Raw genomic sequence first — 20,025 nt, forward strand, 5'->3', positions numbered from 1 at the left:
GAGATTCAATCCGCCAAGTGCGCGGCGGTCGCGGCGGCGTCCGCGTTCTGGGGCTGAAGGTGCTCCGGCGCCAACAAGATGAGGATTTGGTAATAGACGATGAGGGCCCCCGAGATCGGGATGCAGAGATAGATGTAGCCCATGGGCCATTCCAAGGTCGCGGTGAGTTGCTCGAACTCCAGCGCGCGCAGCACCAGCAAGCCGCCGCCATAGCACATCACCGAGGCCGCGAACGCCAGCACGATCAAGGCCACCGAACGCACATGCCAACGCAAACGAGCGCCGCTCAGGCTGTCGGGCAACATGGTGTAGGCCATGTGTTCGATCTTGCCCGCCGCATAAGCCGCGCCCAGCAGGCTCAACCAAATCATCGCGTAGCGCGAGACCTCCTCGGTGAAGATGGCCGGGTCACCCATCACGTAGCGCGTGAACACTTGGATGATCACGCAGCCGGACAGGATGAAGAACAGCAGCACCAGCAAGGCTTCCAGCCCGCGGTCCAGCACACGCTTGATGCGAAACAACAGATTCATCGTCATACAGTCAAAAACGCTCGGCGTGACGGTGGCATCGGGGCGCCAGCCCAAGCTGGCGGGCTTGCATCACGCGAGGAAAAGGCGGCCGACGCGCACCGCGCACCGGCCGCACTCGGAAAAGGTTTATTTCACGGCCGCGATGCGGTCGAGCAGGCTGGCGATTGCCGCGTTCTGGCGCTCGGTATCCAACATGGGTTTGACCTTGGCCACGAAGGCGTCCTTGGACGGACGGCTGAACTTCACGCCCAGCGCCTCGGCCTTCACACGCTCAGCCTTCTCGGCCTCGCCCCACAACTGCTTTTGCAGCTCGAAGGACTCGAGCGCCGCTTTCTTCATCGCGGCTTGCAAGGGCTGGCTCAGCTTGCCCCAGCTCATGGCGGAGATCACCAGCACGTCGGGCACCATCTGGTGTTCGGTTTCCGAATAGAACTTGGTGACTTCACCGTGGCGGCCGATGGTCAGCGCGGTGACGTTGTTTTCCGCGCCGTCGATCACGCCGGTTTGCAACCCGGTGTAGACCTCGCCGTAGGCCATGGGGGTGGGCGTGGCGCCCAGCGCCTTGATCATGGCGATGGTGGTCGGGCTTTGCTGCACGCGGATCTTCAGGCCACGCAGATCGTCGGGCGTGTTGATCGGGCGCTTGGTGTAGAAGCTGCGGGAACCCGAGTCGTAATACGTCAGCCCGATGAAGCCGCGGTTGCGCGACGACGCCAGAAGTTCCTCACCCACGGGACTGGCCAGGGTCTTGTAGAAGTGGTCCTTGTCACGGAACACGAAGGGGAGGTTGAACACCTTGTAGGCGGACGAGAAGGTCTCCAGCGGCGAGGCGCTGGCCTTGGTGATTTGCAAGATGCCGTTTTGCACCTGCTCCAGCATCTCGCGTTCGGAACCGAGAACGCCGTTGGCGAAGACCGTGATCTCGACTTCGCCCTTGCTGTATTGCTTGGTCAGTTCAGCGAACCGCACCATCGCTTTGTGCACCGGATGGTCTTCCGGCTGGTTGTGCCCCAGGCGCATTTTCTCGACCGCTTGGGCGTTGAGGCCGAGGGCCAGCAGCAGCCCCGCGACGAGGCTTGCGTAACGTGCTTTCATTCCTTGTCTCCTTTGAATGGCAGAAAAGGCGCCCCAGCGATCACTGCCGGGGCGCCTGTCGTGTTGACCATTTCGTTATACGAATTTCGGCACGAACCATCAACGAAGTTTTCTGCAAAAAATTTCAGAGAAAACCCCGTTCATCGAGTCGGCTCCAAGAAAACCGTCACTATCATTCGTGAAAATATTTTCATAACTGTGACTAAGGGTTTTCCTGATGGCCGCTCGTTTGAAGATCCGGGAAATCGCCTCGTTGACCGGCGTCTCCGTCAGCACCGTGTCGCGCGTGCTGGCGGGCAAGGCCAACACCAGCCCGGAAGTCCGCCACAAAGTCCTGGCCTGCGCCCGCGAGCAAGGCGTGTTGGAGGGTTTGTCCTCCAGCCCCTCGCTGTTTCACCAGCTCACTGTGTTCGCCCCGGCGCGCGCCTTCGATGTGCGCACCGACATCTTTTATTACAAGGTGATCCAGGGGCTGCGCGAGGCCGTGCGCCAGCAGGATGTGCGCATCAGCTACTGCAGCCTCGAAGAGGAACACAACGATGTCGCCGCCTTCCTCCAACGCATCGGAGACCCGGCCTGTGAAGCCGCCGTCCTCATCGGCATCGACGACCCACTGATCCACGAAGTGGCGGCGGACGTCGGCAAGCCCTGCGTGCTGATCAACTGCGCCGACCGCAAGATGCGGCTCGACAGTGTTTCACCGAACCACCAGCAGATCGGTGAGTTTTCCGCCAACGTGCTGATCGAGCATGGACACCGCGACATCATGGTGCTGATGTGCCTGCGCCGCGTGACCATGGAGCGGCGTCTGGCGGGCATACGCGAGGCCTTCGCGCACCACCACATCGACTTTGACCAAAGCCAGCGCCTGGTGGCCACCTCCGGCTTTGGGGCGAGCGAGGCGCACGAGGCCATCCTCACCGCGCTGGCCCAGCGGCCGAGCGACGCGCTGCCCAGCGCCATCCTGGTCGGGGGTGACTTCCTGGCCACCGGCGCCCACGCCGCGCTGCGCGAACTGGGACTGAACGTGCCGGGCGACATCTCCCTGCTCAGCATGGACGGCTTCAACCCAGGGGAGTTTCACGACGTACCGCTGGCCGCCGTGCATGTGCCGCGCGATGAACTGGGGGAAGAAGCCCTGCGCCTGCTGCAACTGCGCATCAGCAAGCCCGCCCTGCCCTTTCGCGACGTGCTGCTCAGCGGGCGGCTGGCGCTGCGTGAATCACTGAAACGCATCGGCAGCCGCAAGCAGGCCGCCGCCGTCAGCACCCGCAGCAACAGCCTGTATTAGAAAGTCTCCCAGTCGTCTTCCTTGCCCGAGGTGCTGGGCTTCGGGATCGACTTGCTCGCTGTTGCGCCCGCGCTCGCGGTCGCGATCACGCTGGGGATGGGGTTCGCGCCATGGTTCGGGCTCGACGCGCTCGTTTTGCTCGTGCTCGGCGAGGAAGCGCTGGCTGAGGACGCGATGGATTTCTTGTGCGTGAGGGCAGCGGTGGCCGGTGCGCTGGGCGCGGTAGCGGCACGGGGCGCAGGTGGCACGGTCTTGGGCGGCACAGGTTTTCTCGTTGCGGCCGTGGCCATGTGATCCATGGCGCCCGGGGGCAAGCGGAACTGCGCCACCGCTTGGTTCAAATTGCCCGCCTGCTGTTCCAGCGACGCCGCGGCTGCCGCGGCTTCCTCCACCAAGGCCGCGTTCTGCTGGGTGGCCTGATCCATCTGGGCAATCGAGCGATTCACCTCGTCAATGCCGGTGGCCTGTTCGGTCGATGCCAACGATATCTCGGCCATGATGGTGGTGACCCGCTGCACCGACTCCACGATGTCCTTCATGGTCGCGCCTGCGCGGGCGACCTGCTCTGAACCGGCGTTGACCTTGCCGGTGGAGTCCGTGATCAGTTCCTTGATCTCCTTGGCCGCCGAGGCGGAGCGCTGGGCCAAGGCCCTCACTTCCGCCGCCACCACAGCGAAGCCACGCCCTTGCTCCCCCGCGCGCGCGGCTTCCACCGCAGCGTTCAGCGCCAGGATATTGGTTTGGAACGCGATGCCATCGATCACATTCACGATCTCCGAAATCTTGCTGGAGCTGTCCGAAATCGTGCGCATGGTTTCCACCACCTGCTGCACCACGCTGCCGCCGTGCTGCGCGACTTCCATGCTTTTGCTCGCGAGCTGGTTGGCCTGCCTCGCGTTGTCCGCGTTTTGCTTCACGGTGGACGACAGCTCTTCCATGCTGGACGCGGTTTTCTCCAGCGAGGCGGCTTGCTGCTCCGTGCGGCCGCTCAAATCGTTGTTGCCCAAGGCGATTTCACGCGAGCCCACGTTGATCTCTTCCACGCCTTGGCGCACCTGGGTCACCATGCGCACCAGGCCGCGCTGCATGGCCGACACGGCTTGCATCAAGCGGCCGATCTCGTTCTCACGGGCAAGCTCGGCCTGCACCGTCAAGTCACCTTGCGCGACTTGCTCCAGCAAGCTGCCCGTCTTGTTCAAGGGGTCCAAGACGCTGCGGCTGAAGAAGAGCCAGCAGCCGATGACCAACACCACGGAGATCAGCACCATGGCGAACGCCACCCAAGGCGCGAGTTGCTGCTTGGCCGTGATGGCGGCTTGCAAGTCTTCGCTCTGCTTCTGTGTTTCCTTGTAAAGCTCAGAAATTTGCGCGTCCATGGCGCTGACGTAGCCATTGCGCTCCTCCACCACCTTCGGGTCGGAGTAATCGTCGCCGTTGCCCTTGGCCAACTCGTTGCCGTTGCGGATGGCGATGGCGCTGAACTTGCGCAGGTTCGCCAAGATGGATTCGGCCAAGGCGCGCTTCTGTGCCAACTCGGGCGGTAGTTCGTTGGTCACGGCCGTCAAGATTTTTTCAGCGTCCACCAAAGCCGCTTCGCCCCGCTTGGACTGCGAGGCGATGCTTTCCGGCTTGTCGCCACGCAACACATTGCGGTGCGCCACCGCCAGGGCCACCCGGTTTTCCCACATGCGGGCTTGGGCGTCCTTGATCTTCAGCATGGTGTTGCTGAAGCGGACCAAGCTCTCGGCCGCCTGCGCACCGGAGTTCGTACCCTGCCAGCCAAAGGCAATGGAGAGCGTCAACGCCGCGAAGAAAAACCCGAGCACGAACAGCAGCGCTGCCTTGATCGACAACTTTTGAAACATGAAAACCCCCTTGTGGCTTGTCTGCCATTAATGTGCCAGAGCTTGTAGGGGATTTCCATGAACTTCGCAGGCTGGATGGCCCGATATGGCCTGCGTAAGTGGCTCAAATGATCGGAAAGACGGGCGCACGGCGCTCACCGACGAGAGGGGAAAGCGCTGGCTCATCGGCAGAAGCAAGCAGACCGCAGCCGTGAGCACCCCGCAGCAACTGCCTGTGTTGATCGAGACCGAACGACCGATCGCCTTCGCCTACTGGTAGCTCGCCGCCGTGATGAACTGCGAGAAGGTCTCGCACCAGACGATGACGGCTTTGTACTGGCTCACGTCCACCGTCGCGGGTACGGGAACCACGAAGTTCTCGAAGGTACGCACGTCCCCGACGTATTGCATCTGGGGCTTGAGGCGCAGGAACTCCGCCTCGGTCTCGACGAACTCGGGCGAGAGGTAGAGCTTGTAATCCGGCCCGGGCGCCAGCCGGCCCCGCAGCACGATGCGCTCGCGCCCCACAGCCACCTCCCCTTCCCCCCAGTGCAGCAGGTCGCTGTCCTTCAGGTCACGGTGAAACTGGCCGCGGAAAGCGGCGGGCTGCACGGCCAAGGCCGCCTGCTCGTTGGTCGGCGCGGGGGGCGCCACGAGAATGGGCAGCACATAGATACCCAGGGCAAAACCGAGCGCGAGCACCAGCCCGTGCGAGGCCAGGAGCAGCAGGAACTTCTTCAAGCCTCGCCCCGCACCGCCGCCTCGATGGCGGCCACGTCGATCTTCTTCATCGTCATCATGGCGTTGAAGGCCCGACGCGCGGCGGCACGGTCCGGGCTGGTGTAGGCCCGGGTCAGCACGACCGGCGTGATCTGCCAGGAAATGCCCCAACGGTCCTTGCACCAGCCGCATTCACTCTCCTGCCCGCCGTTGCCCACGATCGCGTTCCAGTAGCGGTCCGTCTCGGCCTGGTCCTCCGTGGCCACCTGGAAAGAAAACGCCTCGCTGGGCTGGAACGCCGGCCCGCCATTCAGCCCCAGGCAGGGAATGCCCATCACCGTGAACTCCACCGTCAGCACGTCCCCCTGCTGACCCGAAGGAAAGTCCCCTGGCGCGCGGTGCACCGCGCCGACCGAAGAATTGGGGAAGGTCTGGGCGTAGAAACGCGCTGCGGCCTCGGCATCGCGGTCGTGTTCTGGTTTAGTAATTCCCCGACACCGGGCCTCATGGACGAGGCGAGTTTAAGCGGTGGGGTTTGCGCTGCTGGAAGCCTCCTGTTCGGTGCTTGAGGGTTGTGGACTGGTTGTGCAGAAGTCCAGGCTCGGCAGCTTCTTTTTGCCGGTTGCGTCCTTGAGTGCCTGCGCCGGTGTCCTGCCCTGTACCCGGTAGCCCTGATGGGTACGCTGGGTGTTGTAGAACAGCATGAACGCATCCAGGTCGGCCTGTATCTCCTCGATGGCCGTGTACCACTTCTCCCGGCCCTTGACGCGGAAGTGCTCGTCCAGCAGCGTGCGGTTCATGCGCTCGACGAAGCCATTGGTGCGCGGGCTCCGGACCTTGGTGTTTCGGTGCTCGATGTCCTCCAGCGCCAGCAGCAGCTCGTAGGGGTGGCTCTCGGGCTTGCCGCAGAACTCGCGCCCGTTGTCCGTGAGGATGGCCTGCACCGGCACGCCCAAGGCGTCGTAGAAGGGCAGCACGCGCTCGTACAGCAGGTCACACGCCGTCACCGGCATCTTGGAGCTGTAGCACTTGGCGAACGCCAGGCTGCAGAACGTGTCGATCACCACCTGCACGTAGACCTTGCCCACGCCCTTGATCGTGCCCCAGTAGAAGGTGTCCTGGTTGAGCAGTTCGCCCGGGGCGCTGGACTCGACGTGGCGGGTACGGAACTCGGGGCTGTGGCGCTCCAGTAGCCGGATCTGGGCCTCGGTGAGGACGTAGGTGGTCTGCTCGCGCGCCGTCATCTCCAGGCGCATCAGGCGCTTGTAGCGCGTCTCCAGATCGGCGCGCAGCCACACGCCGCGCACGCCCGAGGGCGAGACGTTGACACCTTCGAGGCGCAGGTCGTTGGCGACGCGGGCGGCGCCATGGGTGGGGTACTTGAGGCAATGGTCCAGCACGGCCGCCTCGACCTCGGGGCTGACCCGGTTGGGGTGGGGGTTGCGGGTGCCGCGGCGCTGCTCCACCAGGGCGGCCACGCCACCGCTCTGGAAGGCCTTGCGCACCTCGTAGAAGGTGTCGCGGTGAAAGCCCATGATCTGGGCGGCCTTGGCGACGTTGCCGAGTTCCTCGGCCAGTTGCAGCAAGCTGAGCTTGCGTTTGATACTCTGTGTCTGAGCGGTCACGGATTCTTCTCCTGAATACGGAAAACTGTGGAAAGTTCATCGTACCCATGAGACCCGGGGCCGCTCACCCGCCTGTCAGCAGTCGGGTGAGCCAGTCACTCAATCTCGAGCAACTGTCGGAAAAATACTAAACACGTTCAGCGGTCGTACCAGAGGCAGAGGGTGTTTTTGGGGATGGGGGGCATGGTGGTTCTCTGTCTGTTCGGCTTGAATGATCAGAGCAACTTTGGATCAGAAGGGTATGCAAGTTTTTTTAGCTGACATGAAAGCATCGATTGATCGGCACAGGATCGTGCGTGTTACTCGGTTAAACCATGCGAAAGAAATTCATGAAAAGCAGGTCAGAAATCAGACGCTAAAGCGTCTACAAAACACGGGCAACTCACCTCAAACAGAGGAATAGGTATTGCGTCCAGTGGATGCTTTATCAAGGTATAGATCGCTCAATAGTCCAAGCAACTTGATCCTGCGCGAACTCAACGCAACAAACGAGTCGTTTAAATCGATTGGACTTGCGTTGCTGTGAATCGGATTTGCTTGCGCTTGAAATCCGAAGTTGTCTTGCAGATAAAGTTCGAACAAAGAGCTGACGCTGGAATTGCCAAGTAGGTATACAGCTGTGCGCGCACCACAGCATTTATCTATTGCGGAAGACAGCGAGCCAAATGCTGCTTGCAGCTCGTGAGACGGCTCAATGGGAGCCGACACGTCTTTTATTTTGGATCTCCGAAATAGACCGGAATAAGCGCTGTGCGCGTTCTCGACCTCAGCAAGTGCAGCAGTAATTTCCGCAATCAGATTCGCCTTCCGCTCGTTGGTCATCTTCCGTCTTTCCGAATCGGCAGCAAGATTCGCGATCGCTATATCTTTTTGGTGCGATGCTCTTCCGAGTCGGAAAGTAACAAACAGCGATGCCAACGTAACTAGCGATGGGATTCCTATCTGTATTAGGGTGGTAATCCAGGATGCTGAGTCTGGGGAAAGCGTCATGTCTTGTGAGTCCTAACTAGACTGTGCTTTAACCCTCTCGCCGATCTCAGCGAGAGCTGTTGAACATCGAATGTTCGATCCTATTCGCAGGGCGTGGATGATATTGTCCATATCGCCTCAATATGACCATCAAAGCCAGAATAGTACTCACTGTGATGAAGGTAGTTCAGGAAACTTCTGAAGACTTGCTCTCTTTTGCTCTTCACTTGGTTGAAGGCCAAGACCAGGCACTGGAGCAGTTGCCCAAGTAGGTCCTTGTTGCGCGGGCTGAGGACTTGTCTTGGGTTGGCTGGTACGTGCAGGAGGTGCAGCCATTGCCTCAAGAAGTCGATGCTCCATTGTTCCAGTGAAATGTTTATGTTTCGCCTGAATTCGAGGATCCGCTGAAGATGTTGCATCCGCTACAAGTCTGGCATTCACTGTAGCTCTCAGGGCACTAACATGTTCCGGTCTCGGCTGCTCCCCCTGCTGGGGTAAACGTCCCTTAAGTCCTTGCACTACCTTGTTCGCTTCCACGTGTTTAGACCTTTTATCCTGTGAGCCTGGCATATTCTTTCCTTTCAACATATGACTACCCACGGTTCTTCTCTGCATTCGTGAACGTGTTTAGTATTTTTCCGACAGTTGCTCGAGATTGAGTGACTGGCTCACCCGACTGCTGACAGGCGGGTGAGCGGCCCCGGGTCTCATGGGTACGATGAACTTTCCACAGTTTTCCGTATTCAGGAGAAGAATCCGTGACCGCTCAGACACAGAGTATCAAACGCAAGCTCAGCTTGCTGCAACTGGCCGAGGAACTCGGCAACGTCGCCAAGGCCGCCCAGATCATGGGCTTTCACCGCGACACCTTCTACGAGGTGCGCAAGGCCTTCCAGAGCGGTGGCGTGGCCGCCCTGGTGGAGCAGCGCCGCGGCACCCGCAACCCCCACCCCAACCGGGTCAGCCCCGAGGTCGAGGCGGCCGTGCTGGACCATTGCCTCAAGTACCCCACCCATGGCGCCGCCCGCGTCGCCAACGACCTGCGCCTCGAAGGTGTCAACGTCTCGCCCTCGGGCGTGCGCGGCGTGTGGCTGCGCGCCGATCTGGAGACGCGCTACAAGCGCCTGATGCGCCTGGAGATGACGGCGCGCGAGCAGACCACCTACGTCCTCACCGAGGCCCAGATCCGGCTACTGGAGCGCCACAGCCCCGAGTTCCGTACCCGCCACGTCGAGTCCAGCGCCCCGGGCGAACTGCTCAACCAGGACACCTTCTACTGGGGCACGATCAAGGGCGTGGGCAAGGTCTACGTGCAGGTGGTGATCGACACGTTCTGCAGCCTGGCGTTCGCCAAGTGCTACAGCTCCAAGATGCCGGTGACGGCGTGTGACCTGCTGTACGAGCGCGTGCTGCCCTTCTACGACGCCTTGGGCGTGCCGGTGCAGGCCATCCTCACGGACAACGGGCGCGAGTTCTGCGGCAAGCCCGAGAGCCACCCCTACGAGCTGCTGCTGGCGCTGGAGGACATCGAGCACCGAAACACCAAGGTCCGGAGCCCGCGCACCAATGGCTTCGTCGAGCGCATGAACCGCACGCTGCTGGACGAGCACTTCCGCGTCAAGGGCCGGGAGAAGTGGTACACGGCCATCGAGGAGATACAGGCCGACCTGGATGCGTTCATGCTGTTCTACAACACCCAGCGTACCCATCAGGGCTACCGGGTACAGGGCAGGACACCGGCGCAGGCACTCAAGGACGCAACCGGCAAAAAGAAGCTGCCGAGCCTGGACTTCTGCACAACCAGTCCACAACCCTCAAGCACCGAACAGGAGGCTTCCAGCAGCGCAAACCCCACCGCTTAAACTCGCCTCGTCCATGAGGCCCGGTGTCGGGGAATTACTAAACCAGAACAGCATTCGCGCTTACCGAAAGCGCGACATCGTGACGGTGCACCCCAGCATGGTCTGGTTTTCCTTACCAAGCTTGTCGAACCGATCTTTTTTACGAATATAGAGAATTCTGTGCTCGACTCCTATCCCTGAATAGGGGGCATCTGACAGCGAGTCTCAAAAAATGAAGCCTCATGCATGAACGAACCATCCTCATCGCAGGCGCGACCGGTCTGGTCGGCCGCGAACTGCTCGCGGGCCTGCTGGCCGACCCGAGCGTCACGGCCGTGCACAGCCTCGGCCGCCGAGCCCCCACGCTGCAGCACGCCAAGCTGACGGGCCATGTGGTCGATTTCGCCGCGCTGCCTGCGTTGCCGCGCGCGGACGAGGTGTACCTGGCACTGGGCACGACGATCAAGGACGCGGGCAGTCAAGCGGCCTTTCGCGCGGTGGATTTCGATGCCAACCTGGCGGTGGCGAAAGCGGCCTTGGCTGCGGGCGCCCAACGGGTGGGCCTGGTCAGCGCCATGGGCGCGGATGCGAATTCCCGGATCTTCTACAGCCGGGTGAAGGGCGAGTTGGAAGACGCCCTGGCGCGCATGCCCTTCGAGGTCTTGGTGATCGCGCGCCCGTCCATGCTGCTGGGCAACCGTCAGGCGCTGGGGCAGCGCGTGCGGTCGGGCGAGGTGTGGGCCACTCGGGTCCAGAAGGTTCTGGGCTGGCTGATCCCGGCAAACTACCAGCCCATCGAAGCGGCAGCCGTGGCCCGCGCACTGCTGCAGGCCGTGCCGTCCGCGCAAGGCAAGACAGTGTTGATGTCGGGCGCGATGCAGCCCTAGGCTGGGCTTGTCAGAACACCTCGGTATCGACTTCCCGGTTGCTCTGCTCGTTGTACCGGCTGCCCACGACGGTTTTCTGGTTGATCAGCGCTTCAAGCCGTGCGACGAGGTCGGCGCTCAACTTGACCTGCGCGGCGCCCAGGTTCTCCAGCGTGTGGCTCAGGCTCGTGGTGCCGAAGAGCGGGATGATGTGCTCCGATTTCTGTAGCAACCAGGCCAGCGCGAGTTGGGCGGGGGTGCAACCCGCTTCGCGCGCCAGGGACTGGTAAGCGGGCAGCAGCTTTTCGTTGGCCGCGTAGTTCTCGGCCGTGAAGCGCGGCATGCTGCGGCGGATGTCCTTGGCGTCGAAGGCCGCGACGTCCGTGCCCGCGATCTTGCCGCCCAAGAAGCCCCGGCCCAGCGGGCTGAAGGCGACGAAGGTGGTGCCCAGTTCACGGCAGGCGTCGAGCACGGCGATTTCGGGGTTGCGCGTCCACAGCGAGTACTCGGTCTGCAGCGCGGCGATGGGAAACACGGCGTGGGCCTTGCGCAGCGTGGTCGCGGACACTTCCGACAGGCCCAGGCTGCGCACATGGCCACGTTCGACCAGGCGGGACATTTCGCCCACGCTGTCTTCGATGGGCACGCTCTTGTCCCAGCGGTGCAGGTAGTAGAGGTCGATCACGTCCATGCCGAGGCGGCGCAGGCTGTCTTCGCAATTGCGGCGCAGGGTTTCGGGGCGGCCGTCGATCACACGGCGCGTCACGCCGTCCTCGCCCGTCACCCCGGCCATGCCGCCCTTGCTGGCCAGCACGAATTCATGGCGGCGCGATTTCAGCGCCCGGCCCACCAGGCGCTCGCTCTCGCCAAAGCCGTAGAGCGCCGCCGTGTCGAAATGCGTGAACCCCGCGTCCAGCGCTTCCTGCAGCAAGCGCACCGCCGCCTCGGGCGCGGGCGAGGCGCCGTAGGCGTGGCAGATGTTCATGCAGCCGAAGGCGAGCGCGGAGACTTGAAAGGGACCGAGTTGGCGTTGCGGGATTGAGGTGGGGTAGGACATGGTCTGCTCCTTGAGATCTAACGGTGTACTTGGGCGAGTGCGTCTTCTTCGGCTTTTTAGGCTTGCGCTCCCAGGCGGGCGAGGCGCTGGGGACCCTCCTCATGAGATCGCTGCGCGATCAGAAATCGTCGGGCTCCCCAGCGCCCCGCCCGCCTGTGCGGATGGACGTGCGGAGCAAGCATTTTTCGTTCCGCGCAACTAAGATGCCGCTCGCGGCGAGGTGGGGCACAGGGCCGCGCCGCCGATTTCTGATCGCGCAGCGATCTCATGAGGCGGACGGCCCTGTGCCCCGCCTCGCCGCATCGCCCAGATACCGGCATGCCCACATCACGCCCAAAAACTAAGCCGCCGCCCGGCGCTGCAACACCCCGATCGGCGGCGCCCAGCGCGCCCCCGCAGGCTTCTTCGACGTGACCAACGTGATGTCCGCCGGCTCGAACACTTCCACGTTGTGCGTGATGGGCGTGGTCAGCACGTACTGGGCGCGGGTGGACTTGAGGAAGTGGCCGACCAGCTGGATGTTGCGCACGTCCAGGTGGGCGAAGGGTTCGTCGATGAAGACGAAACCGCCCGCGCTGTTTTCCTCATCCTTCAGCAAGCCCACCAGCAGGATGAGCGACTTGATGACCTGCTGTCCGCCCGAGGCTTCGCCGTCGTTCAGGCCGATCTGGCCCTTGCCGTCGAAGTTGAAGCTGACCTTCAGCTCGGCCTGGCGCAGCACCATGTCGTCGTTGTCCAGGTGCGGCAAATCGGCGTTGACTTCCACGCCCGCGAGCTGGCCCAGGTCCACGATGTTCTTGCGGTAACGGCGCACGGTGGCGCGCAACACGTCGATGTAGCGTTCACGCGCGTTGCCCACGGCCACGCTGGCGGCTTCGTTGCTGGCGCGGCGCTGGTCCAGCTCATGCTGCTGGGCGGCGACGGTGGCGCGCATCAGCACCACCTTGTCTTCCACCGTGGCGTCGGTTTCCCACTGGCCTTGTTCCAGCTCGCGTTCGATGCCGTCGCGGCGCAGGCGGGCCTGCGTGGCGTTGGTGAAGCGCCGTCGCAAATCGGCCAGCGATTCGGCGGCAATCCAGCGCGCGGGGAAGCGGCGGCGGGCGGCGTGTGAGGCCACGGCGCGCTCGCGCAACGCGTCGTGACGCTCGCGCCATTCACGCTCGTATTTCTCTGCCGCGCGCTCGCTGTCGCTCAAGCGGTTCTGCGTATCGCGGTACAGGCCTTGCGCGTTCATCTGCTCGCGCAGGGCGGCGGCGTGCTGCATGTCCAGGGTCTGCCAGCGCTGCGCGGCCTGCACGCGCGCCTGCTTGAGCGCGGGCAGTTGCTCGCGGGCTTGCGTGAATTCTTCACCACGGCGCGCCAGTTCCTCGGCGGCGCGGTGGCCCTTGCTGGCTTCCTTGGCGGCGTCCAGCTGGCGCTGGGTGTCGGTCTGGCGCTGGGCGGTCTGCGTGAGTTGGGCGTCCAGCTGCGCCAGCCGCGCTTCGATGGAGGCGCGCCGCGCCGTCAACGCCGCCGCGCCGAACTGGTGTTGCGACGGGTCCACCCAGACGCTGCGCCCGCCGCGCGCGTCGCGCCAGTAGGCTTCGGGCGTGATCCATTCGGGGCCCGCGCCCAGCTTCAGCCCCTCGGCCGTGCTGTCCACACGACGGATTTGCGCCAGTTGCTTGATCAGCCAGGCGGGCACGGGGGCGGAGAAGCGCAGCACGGCCAACAAGCTGTGCGCCTCGGGTTTCGTCGGCGCGGCCTCGGCCTGCGCGACGAGGTAATGGCGGTAACGCTCGCGCTCGGCCAGGGCCAGGGCGCGGGCTTCGTCTTGCGCCTGGTCCAGCACCACCACCCAACGCGCGCCACGCAGCACGCCTTCGGCGGCGGCGCGCCAGTGCTCGTCGGTGATTTCGACCACGTCGGCCAGCACATGGTGGGCGATGCCTTCGCCGCGCAGCACGCGCAGAAAGCGCTGCACCTCGGGCGGGGGCGGGGCCAGGCGCTGGCCTTCCAGCGCGTCCAACGCGGCCTGGGCCTTGGCGCGGTCGGCCTTGGCCTGCTGCCAGTCGGCGGCCAGCGCGGCCTTGTCGGCTTCGAGTGTCGCGAGGCGCTGCGCAAGTTGCGCGGCATCGCCTTCGACGGCGGCGAGTTCTTGCAACTCCGTCGCTTGCTTGAGCAATTGCTCCACCGGCTTCTCGGCGGCGCGGGCCTCGTCCAGCGTGGCTTGCGCTTCGTCGCGCTGGGTCTTGAGCAGGCCCACCTGCTGTTCGGCGCTCTGCTGCGCCTGCAAGGCTTCGAGCAAGCGGCGCTTGTAATCCGCGCGCTGGCGCGCCTCGCCCGCCTGGTGCAGGCGCTGGCGGTGCAACTCGCGCAGCTTGCCCGCGAGTTCTTGGCGCTCCTCGGCCCAGGCCAGCACGGGGATGATTTCGGTGGCCAACTGTTCACGCTCGCGCAGCTTGGCCTGGTGCTGACGGTACAGGTTGGCGCGCGCCTCCAGTTGAGCCAGCTGGGCCTGGCCGTGCGTGAGTTCACGCTGCGCGGCCTCGACCTCCTCGCTCAGTTGGCGCTGGTGCTGGCGCGCTTCTTCGTAGCGGTCCAGCACCTCCTGGTCGCCGAACACGTCGAACACCAGGCGCAGCAGCTCCTTGGGCGAGTACTCGCAGAGGCGGTCGGTCTGGCCTTGCTCCAGCGCCAGCACGCGGGCGATGGCGCGCGACAGGCCCGCGCCTTCGAGGCGCTTCTTCCAGTGCTCGATGCCCAGCCATTCCTTCTCGGGTTTCTGGGCCAGCTCTTCGATGGACGTGTCGCCCTCGACCATGGCGTAACGCCGCTGCCAGTCACCCCCGTTGCGTTCGATGCGGCACACCAGCGTGACCTGGTCGGTGTACAGCAGATTGCGCGCGAAGGGGCGACTCGCGGCCTGGCGGTTGCGCGGCTGGTTGTCCACGGTGGCGCGCAGCCAGGCGGTATCGGCCTTGGCGTGACGCGCGTAGGTCTTGTAGCTGCGCCCGCCCGAGCATTCCAGGCCCAGCAAGGTGCGCATGGCGTCGAGCAGCGTGGTCTTGCCCGAGCCATTGGGCCCGGCCACGGTGATGATGGCACCGTCCAGCGGCAGCGTGAGGCGCTGGCAGTAGTCCCAGTGCAGCAGTTCGAGGCTTTGCAGGTGAAACATCAGTCCTGGGCCTCCGGGTGATCGGGGGCCTGTGCAGACGTCGGTGGGGACGTGGGCGATGCCGCCGTGTCGGGGGTGTTGGCCTTGGCGCGCGCCAGCACTTCGCCCACCACGCCGTCCAGCACGCGCGGCGCCAGGGTGTCGTAGTCGAGCAGCAAGTCCAGCAGCGGGCCTTCGGCGATGTCGTCGCCCTTGCGGGTGATGAAGCCTTGTGCTTCCAGGCGCTTGAGGTTGGTGTCCAGGCGCAGCTTGCGGCCGAGCTGCTCGCCAAAGTCGGCCAACAGCGCCTTGTAAGAAATCACGGGGCTGACTTGCGCGGCCGTGGGCAGGGGCTTGTCGGCGCGGAACATCTCGTTCTGGCCGTCGTCTTCGCTGCCCGCTCGGGCAGCCTGGCGCTCGCGCTTGGGCAACACGATCAGCGCCCACAGCACCACCAGCAGGGACACGGCGTCGCGCGGCAAGTCCACGTTGTTGTTGGCGTTCAGGCCCGCTTCGCCGAAGACCGCGCTTTGCGCCTCGCGCCGCAGGGCCACGGCCACGTGGTCGGCGTGCAGGTTGTCCACCAGGCTCAAGCCCACCTGGGCCAGGCGGTCCTGCACGGCCTGCCACAGCTCGGCGTCGATCAGGGCGCGCTTGACCAGCGGATGCTGGCGCGGCAGCCAGCGCCGGGCCAGCAGCTGCGCCGCCAGCACGGCGGCATCGTCCAGGGGAACGGTCATGGGGTGGGAGTGTCGTCGGGGCCGGTTTCGGGGAACTGCGTATTTTCGGGGTAAAGCTGTCCCTCGCTCAAGGTGGCGACCGGGCCGCCCTCCTGCGCGGACAGGGTGCGCGTTTGCGGGCTGAGCGCCACGCGCCAGGGCGAACGCGCGAAGTCGCCGGTTTGGCCCTTGAGCGTGCGCGCCTGCGCGTCACCCAGCAGCGGCAGCAGTTGCATGCGGTAGGCGGCCTGGGCGTAACGGCCGGTGGCTGCACTGCCCGCCCCCGCCCCTGCCTGCGCGCCCGGGTCGTCCGCGCTCGCGTCGCCCAACACGGCTTCTTGCAGATCGTGCGGGCGAGCGGCGGTTTCGTTCCACGCGGCCAGCTTCTGGATGAAGTCATCCAGTTCGGTGGGCATGCGCAAGGTTTCCATGGTGCCGGGCTGCGCGGCGACGGCGGGTGGCAAGCCCTGGGGCCGGTCGGGGTCGGGACGGTCACGCTCGAATTCGGCTTCGGTCACGTCCAGCAGGTCGTGTGGGCTGACGAAGACGGGGCGCACGGTGCTGGCCAGCGCGTCTTCGAGCAACTGGCCGAAGGCCGGGCCATGCTGCTGCAACTGCGCCTGCAGCCAAGCGCGCACGTCGGAGCTGGTCACGCCCGTGCTGCCCAAGGTGACGCGCTGGCGGTCGGCCTGCTGCAAGGCGCGCGTGAACTGGCTGGCCATGGTCAGCAAGCGCGCCTGGGCCTGGCCCAAGGCGCGGGCCTCGCGCTCCAGGCGGGCGTCGGCCACGTCCTGCGTCGCTGCGTCGGATTCGCCGGTCACGCCCGGCGTGCGTGCGTCGCCACGGATCAGGGCCGTCAGCGCCTCGCCCGCGCGCGCCACCAGGGCCAGGGCGCGTTCAAAACGCGGCGCAGCCGCACGCAAGCGGGCTTCGGAGCCGCTGGTGATGGCCTCGGCGAATTCATCGTGCAAGCGGGTGAGCTGCGCATGCAGGTGGCGCAACTGGCTGGCATCGGCCAGGCCCAAGGCCTGGGCACCGGCCACCTGGGCCAGCAAGGCGGCCATTTCCTCGTCGTCCGCGTCGCCCGAGCGCGTCAGCGGGGCGAGCAGACCCTGCACCTGTTGCGCCAGCGACGAGAGGCGGTAGTCCTGGCTGCCCGTGTCCCAGACCAGCAGGCCCAGCTCGCGCAGGCGGCGCAGGGCCGCATCCAGCGCCTCGGGCTTGAGCACGTGGAACAGCTGCTGGATGTCCTCGCGCTGCAAGCGACCTTGGGGTTGGCTGGCCAGCTCCATGAAGCACCACAGGCGCAGACGGGCGGCGGCCTGCGGCCCGCCCAGCAGGCCGCGCACCGCGTCGATCAGCGGCTGGCGCTGGGTCAGGGCCCAAGCCAGAGGGGCCTGCTGCGCCAGCTCTGGCTCGCGGAAAAAGGATTCGAAGGAGGATTCCAATTCCGGCGCGCTGTCATCGGCCTCGGGCTGAGGCGAGTGCGGCACGGCGGCGGACGGCGGGACCAGAGGCGCGGGAACGGAGAGGATTCTGTCTTCTGCTTGCATCTGGCCCGCGATTAGGCCATAGATGCGAGGCACTTCCCGAGGCAGCGTCCCACCCGGACTGTCCGAGCGGATGGAGAACTGGAGGAGACAGGGCACAGGCGCTGACAAGAGCTGGGCAGGAAAGCCCGCCAGGCCTTCCTGCGCCCACTCCCCCTCAGGCCCGCAGCGCGGCTTTGATGCTCTCGGCCACCGGCGTGGTCGGGCGCCCAATCAGGCGGCTGAGCGCGCGACCGTCGTCGAACAGCGCGCCCTTGGACGCGCCCACGTCGGACTCGGCCAGCATGGCGGCGACCGGCGCGGGCAGGCCAACCTGCTCGAGCGCCTTGGCGTAGGCGGCTTCGGGCAGATCGGTGTAGATGACGGGCTTGCCGGACTGACGCGCGATTTCAGCGGCGTAGTCCGCCATGCTGTAAGCGTTGTCGCCAGCCAGCTCGTACACCCTGCCCGCTTGCCCTTCCTGGGTCAGCACGGCCACGGCGGCGGCGGCGTAGTCGGCCCGCGAAGCGAGAGAGAAGCGGCCCGCGCCCGCGCTGCCCAGCACCGTGGCGTGCTGCACGGCAACGGCGACGCTGGCCGTGTAGTTCTCGGTGTACCAGCCATTGCGCAGCAACACGTGCGGCAGGCCCGAGGAGCGCAGCAGCCCTTCCGTCTCGCGATGCTCGCGTGCCAGGCCCAGGGGCGAGCTGTCCGCGCGCAGGATGCTTGTGTAGGCCACCAGCTTGACGCCTGCTTGGCGCGCGGCGTCGATGACGTTGCGGTGCTGGGCCACGCGCTGGCCGACTTCACTGGAGGAAATCAACAGCAGCTTGTCCACGCCCTTCAAGGCCTGGAGCAAGGCTGCGGGTTGGGTGTAGTCGGCTTGCCGGACTTGGACGCCGCGGGCGGCCCAGGCGGCGGCCTTGGAGGGGTCGCGCACGATGGCGACGATGGACGAGGCGGGCTGGGTGGCCAGCAGGCCCTCAACGACGAGGCGGCCCAGTTGGCCGGAAGCACCAGTGACGGCGATCATGATCAAACTCCTTGTGGGGGTGGTGGAAGGCCTGGATAGTAGGCACAATACGAACTTTTAGTAAGTACGCACATAAAAGTAAGTGTCGAACCGTGACCCCGGTCCCCTTGCACCCCGAAGGCCGCTCCGAGCCCGAACTGCCCTGGAAGGAAAACCCATGAGCAATGAATCCCCCACCACCCTCCCGCCCCTATTGGACGGCAAGATTCCGCGCGGCGAGGTGTTTGCCGCCGCCTGTCCCTCGCGCCAAATCCTCAACCACGTGACGGGCCGCTGGGGCAGCCTGGTGCTGGTGGCCTTGCTGGACGGCACCCTGCGTTTCAGCGAGTTGCGCCGCCGCATCGGCGGCGTGAGCGAGCGCATGCTGGCCCAAGCGCTGCAGGACCTGGAATCGGACGGTTTCGTCAGCCGCCATGCCCATCCGGTGGTGCCACCTCGCGTGGATTACAGCCTCACGCCCATGGGTTACGAGATCGGCCAGCACGTGCGCGATCTGACCGATTGGGTGGAGGGCAATCTGCCTCGCATCCTGGGCCACCGTGCCGCAGCTTGAATTCCCCAGTCCCGCCCTCAGCTGACCATGGTTTGTGGACGGGCATTCCGCCCGCCTAAGCCCTTGGCCTCACCCCCACGTGAAGAAAGACCCCCATGCTGTTTGACACCTATTCCGGCCGAGCCCTCAAGCTCAAGAACCGTTTGGTCATGTCGCCCATGACCCGCAGCCGCGCCAGCGAGGGCAACACGCCCAATGCGCTGATGGCGGAGTACTACGGTCAGCGTGCCAGCGCCGGTTTGATCATCACCGAGGGCACCTCGCCCTCGCCCAACGGACTGGGCTACACGCGCATTCCCGGCCTGTACAACGCCGCGCAGGTGGCGGGCTGGAAGCAGGTGACCAGTGCCGTGCACGCCAAGGGCGGCAAGATCTTCGTGCAGTTGATGCACACGGGCCGCGTCGGCGCCGCGGTGAACCTGCCCGCCGGGGCCGAGGTGCTGGGCCCGACCGACGCCCTGCTGCCGGGCGAGATCTACACCGACGCCAAGGGCATGCAGCCGCACACCCAGCCGCGCGCCATGACGCAAGCCGACATCGAGCGCGCCATCGCTGAATACGTCAACGCCGCCAAGCTTGCGGTCGAGGCGGGTTTTGATGGCATCGAATTGCACGGCGCCAACGGTTACCTGATCGAGCAGTTCCTGAACGCGAACGTCAACACGCGCAATGACGCCTACGGCGGCAGCGCCGAGAAGCGCAACCGCTTCGCGCTGGACATCGCGCGCGCCTGCGTGGCCGCGATTGGCGCGGACAAGGTCGGCATCCGCCTCTCGCCCTACGGCGTGTTCAACGGCACCGGCCACTATCCGGAGCAGGATGCGCAATACGTCGCGCTGGTGCGCGAACTCTCGGCACTCAAGCTCGCCTACCTGCACGTGCTGGACCACTCGGCCATGGGCGCGCCCCAGGTGCCTGCGGACCTGAAGGCCAAGCTGCGCGCGGCCTTCGATGGCACCTTCATCATCGCCGGGGGCTTTGACGCGACCACGGGCGAAAAGGCGCTGAAAGACGGCGCGGGTGACCTGATCGGCTATGGCCGCCCCTTCATCTCCAACCCGGACTTGGTGGCGCGCTACCAGCAAGGCGCCACGCTCAACGCGCCGGACGCCAACACCTTCTACACGCCGGGCGCAAAGGGCTACACGGACTATCCGGCGCTGGCTTGAGCGCGCGGACCGGTCTCATGGACCGGTCCGGTTCAGCGACCTCAC

17 protein-coding genes are annotated in these 20,025 nt (G+C 65.0%); 5 read left to right on the forward strand and 12 right to left on the reverse strand.

Features of this window, described 5'->3' with window-relative positions; genetic code table 11:
* Positions 1 to 5: 5 nt before the first annotated feature.
* Together ACLBKS_RS13070 and ACLBKS_RS13075 are read right to left on the reverse strand one after the other, a co-directional pair.
* Positions 6 to 533 (reverse strand): TRAP transporter small permease, encoded by a 528-nt coding sequence (locus tag ACLBKS_RS13070; RefSeq protein WP_410193240.1) that lies wholly within the window; start codon positions 531 to 533, stop codon positions 6 to 8.
* A 126-nt stretch (positions 534 to 659) separates the two neighbouring features.
* Positions 660 to 1,628: a TRAP transporter substrate-binding protein gene (locus ACLBKS_RS13075; protein WP_410193241.1), complete on the reverse strand. Its 969-nt coding sequence runs from the start codon at positions 1,626 to 1,628 to the stop codon at positions 660 to 662.
* Positions 1,629 to 1,845: 217 nt separating this feature from the next.
* On the opposite strand from ACLBKS_RS13075, the gene ACLBKS_RS13080 reads away from it, so the two are divergent.
* Positions 1,846 to 2,919 (forward strand): LacI family DNA-binding transcriptional regulator, encoded by a 1,074-nt coding sequence (locus ACLBKS_RS13080; RefSeq protein ID WP_410193242.1) that lies wholly within the window; start codon positions 1,846 to 1,848, stop codon positions 2,917 to 2,919.
* On the opposite strand, the gene ACLBKS_RS13085 is transcribed toward ACLBKS_RS13080, so the two are convergent.
* The 5 genes from ACLBKS_RS13085 to ACLBKS_RS13105 form a co-directional block, all read right to left on the reverse strand.
* Positions 2,916 to 4,784 carry a methyl-accepting chemotaxis protein gene (locus ACLBKS_RS13085; protein WP_410193243.1) on the reverse strand — a complete coding sequence of 623 codons (1,869 nt, stop codon included), beginning with the start codon at positions 4,782 to 4,784 and terminating at the stop codon, positions 2,916 to 2,918. The genes ACLBKS_RS13080 and ACLBKS_RS13085 overlap by 4 nt on opposite strands.
* A gap of 249 nt (positions 4,785 to 5,033) precedes the next feature.
* Entirely contained in the window at positions 5,034 to 5,504 is a 471-nt protein-coding gene (locus tag ACLBKS_RS13090) for a DM13 domain-containing protein (protein ID WP_410193244.1), read from the reverse strand.
* The gene (locus ACLBKS_RS13095; protein WP_410193323.1) at positions 5,501 to 5,971 is read right to left on the reverse strand and encodes a VOC family protein; all 471 of its coding nucleotides are present in this window, start codon (positions 5,969 to 5,971) and stop codon (positions 5,501 to 5,503) included. The genes ACLBKS_RS13090 and ACLBKS_RS13095 overlap by 4 nt, the downstream gene beginning before the upstream one ends.
* Positions 5,972 to 6,004: 33 nt before the next feature.
* Positions 6,005 to 7,108, reverse strand: coding sequence for an IS481 family transposase (locus tag ACLBKS_RS13100; RefSeq protein WP_410193245.1), 1,104 nt, complete (start codon positions 7,106 to 7,108; stop codon positions 6,005 to 6,007).
* A 387-nt stretch (positions 7,109 to 7,495) separates the two neighbouring features.
* A complete protein-coding gene (locus tag ACLBKS_RS13105) occupies positions 7,496 to 8,098 on the reverse strand; it encodes a hypothetical protein (RefSeq protein ID WP_410193246.1) in 603 nt (200 codons plus the stop codon).
* 737 nt (positions 8,099 to 8,835) lie between these two features.
* Between ACLBKS_RS13105 and ACLBKS_RS13110 the strand changes: the two genes are divergently transcribed.
* Together ACLBKS_RS13110 and ACLBKS_RS13115 are read left to right on the forward strand one after the other, a co-directional pair.
* Complete coding sequence (locus ACLBKS_RS13110; RefSeq protein ID WP_410193245.1) at positions 8,836 to 9,939, forward strand: IS481 family transposase; 1,104 nt, start codon at positions 8,836 to 8,838, stop codon at positions 9,937 to 9,939.
* Between the two features lie 221 nt (positions 9,940 to 10,160).
* Positions 10,161 to 10,805 (forward strand): NAD(P)H-binding protein, encoded by a 645-nt coding sequence (locus ACLBKS_RS13115; protein WP_410193247.1) that lies wholly within the window; start codon positions 10,161 to 10,163, stop codon positions 10,803 to 10,805.
* Positions 10,806 to 10,815: 10 nt separating this feature from the next.
* Here ACLBKS_RS13115 and ACLBKS_RS13120 read toward each other — a convergent pair whose 3' ends face one another.
* From ACLBKS_RS13120 to ACLBKS_RS13140, 5 genes are all read right to left on the reverse strand, one after another.
* Positions 10,816 to 11,823, reverse strand: coding sequence for an aldo/keto reductase (locus tag ACLBKS_RS13120; RefSeq protein ID WP_410193324.1), 1,008 nt, complete (start codon positions 11,821 to 11,823; stop codon positions 10,816 to 10,818).
* Between the two features lie 358 nt (positions 11,824 to 12,181).
* Positions 12,182 to 14,998, reverse strand: a complete 2,817-nt coding sequence (locus ACLBKS_RS13125) for an ATP-binding protein (RefSeq protein ID WP_410193248.1) — start codon at positions 14,996 to 14,998, stop codon at positions 12,182 to 12,184.
* Complete coding sequence (locus tag ACLBKS_RS13130; protein WP_410193249.1) at positions 14,998 to 15,717, reverse strand: hypothetical protein; 720 nt, start codon at positions 15,715 to 15,717, stop codon at positions 14,998 to 15,000. The genes ACLBKS_RS13125 and ACLBKS_RS13130 overlap by 1 nt, the downstream gene beginning before the upstream one ends.
* Positions 15,714 to 17,249: a hypothetical protein gene (locus ACLBKS_RS13135; RefSeq protein ID WP_410193250.1), complete on the reverse strand. Its 1,536-nt coding sequence runs from the start codon at positions 17,247 to 17,249 to the stop codon at positions 15,714 to 15,716. Before ACLBKS_RS13135 ends, ACLBKS_RS13130 begins: the two co-directional genes overlap by 4 nt.
* Before the next feature lie 154 nt (positions 17,250 to 17,403).
* The gene (locus tag ACLBKS_RS13140; protein ID WP_410193251.1) at positions 17,404 to 18,258 is read right to left on the reverse strand and encodes an SDR family oxidoreductase; all 855 of its coding nucleotides are present in this window, start codon (positions 18,256 to 18,258) and stop codon (positions 17,404 to 17,406) included.
* A 157-nt stretch (positions 18,259 to 18,415) separates the two neighbouring features.
* Here ACLBKS_RS13140 and ACLBKS_RS13145 point away from each other — a divergent pair, with 157 nt between their 5' ends.
* Together ACLBKS_RS13145 and ACLBKS_RS13150 are read left to right on the forward strand one after the other, a co-directional pair.
* Entirely contained in the window at positions 18,416 to 18,811 is a 396-nt protein-coding gene (locus ACLBKS_RS13145) for a winged helix-turn-helix transcriptional regulator (protein ID WP_410193252.1), read from the forward strand.
* A 95-nt stretch (positions 18,812 to 18,906) separates the two neighbouring features.
* Positions 18,907 to 19,980: an alkene reductase gene (locus ACLBKS_RS13150; protein ID WP_410193253.1), complete on the forward strand. Its 1,074-nt coding sequence runs from the start codon at positions 18,907 to 18,909 to the stop codon at positions 19,978 to 19,980.
* Positions 19,981 to 20,025: the final 45 nt, after the last annotated feature.

The sequence above is a fragment of the Hylemonella sp. W303a genome (genome assembly GCF_046452315.1).
GTDB lineage: Bacteria > Pseudomonadota > Gammaproteobacteria > Burkholderiales > Burkholderiaceae_C > Hylemonella.

Excerpts from the sequence above, each read along its gene's own strand:
- ACLBKS_RS13115 (WP_410193247.1), top strand. The coding sequence starts at position 10,161 with ATGCATGAACGAACCATCCTCATCGCAGGCGCGACCGGTCTGGTCGGC.
- ACLBKS_RS13070 (WP_410193240.1), bottom strand. The coding sequence starts at position 533 with ATGAATCTGTTGTTTCGCATCAAGCGTGTGCTGGACCGCGGGCTGGAA.
- ACLBKS_RS13105 (WP_410193246.1), bottom strand. The coding sequence starts at position 8,098 with ATGACGCTTTCCCCAGACTCAGCATCCTGGATTACCACCCTAATACAG.
- ACLBKS_RS13085 (WP_410193243.1), bottom strand. The coding sequence starts at position 4,784 with ATGTTTCAAAAGTTGTCGATCAAGGCAGCGCTGCTGTTCGTGCTCGGG.
- ACLBKS_RS13145 (WP_410193252.1), top strand. The coding sequence starts at position 18,416 with ATGAGCAATGAATCCCCCACCACCCTCCCGCCCCTATTGGACGGCAAG.
- ACLBKS_RS13075 (WP_410193241.1), bottom strand. The coding sequence starts at position 1,628 with ATGAAAGCACGTTACGCAAGCCTCGTCGCGGGGCTGCTGCTGGCCCTC.
- ACLBKS_RS13130 (WP_410193249.1), bottom strand. The coding sequence starts at position 15,717 with ATGACCGTTCCCCTGGACGATGCCGCCGTGCTGGCGGCGCAGCTGCTG.
- ACLBKS_RS13125 (WP_410193248.1), bottom strand. The coding sequence starts at position 14,998 with ATGTTTCACCTGCAAAGCCTCGAACTGCTGCACTGGGACTACTGCCAG.
- ACLBKS_RS13140 (WP_410193251.1), bottom strand. The coding sequence starts at position 18,258 with ATGATCGCCGTCACTGGTGCTTCCGGCCAACTGGGCCGCCTCGTCGTT.
- ACLBKS_RS13080 (WP_410193242.1), top strand. The coding sequence starts at position 1,846 with ATGGCCGCTCGTTTGAAGATCCGGGAAATCGCCTCGTTGACCGGCGTC.
- ACLBKS_RS13150 (WP_410193253.1), top strand. The coding sequence starts at position 18,907 with ATGCTGTTTGACACCTATTCCGGCCGAGCCCTCAAGCTCAAGAACCGT.
- ACLBKS_RS13135 (WP_410193250.1), bottom strand. The coding sequence starts at position 17,249 with ATGCAAGCAGAAGACAGAATCCTCTCCGTTCCCGCGCCTCTGGTCCCG.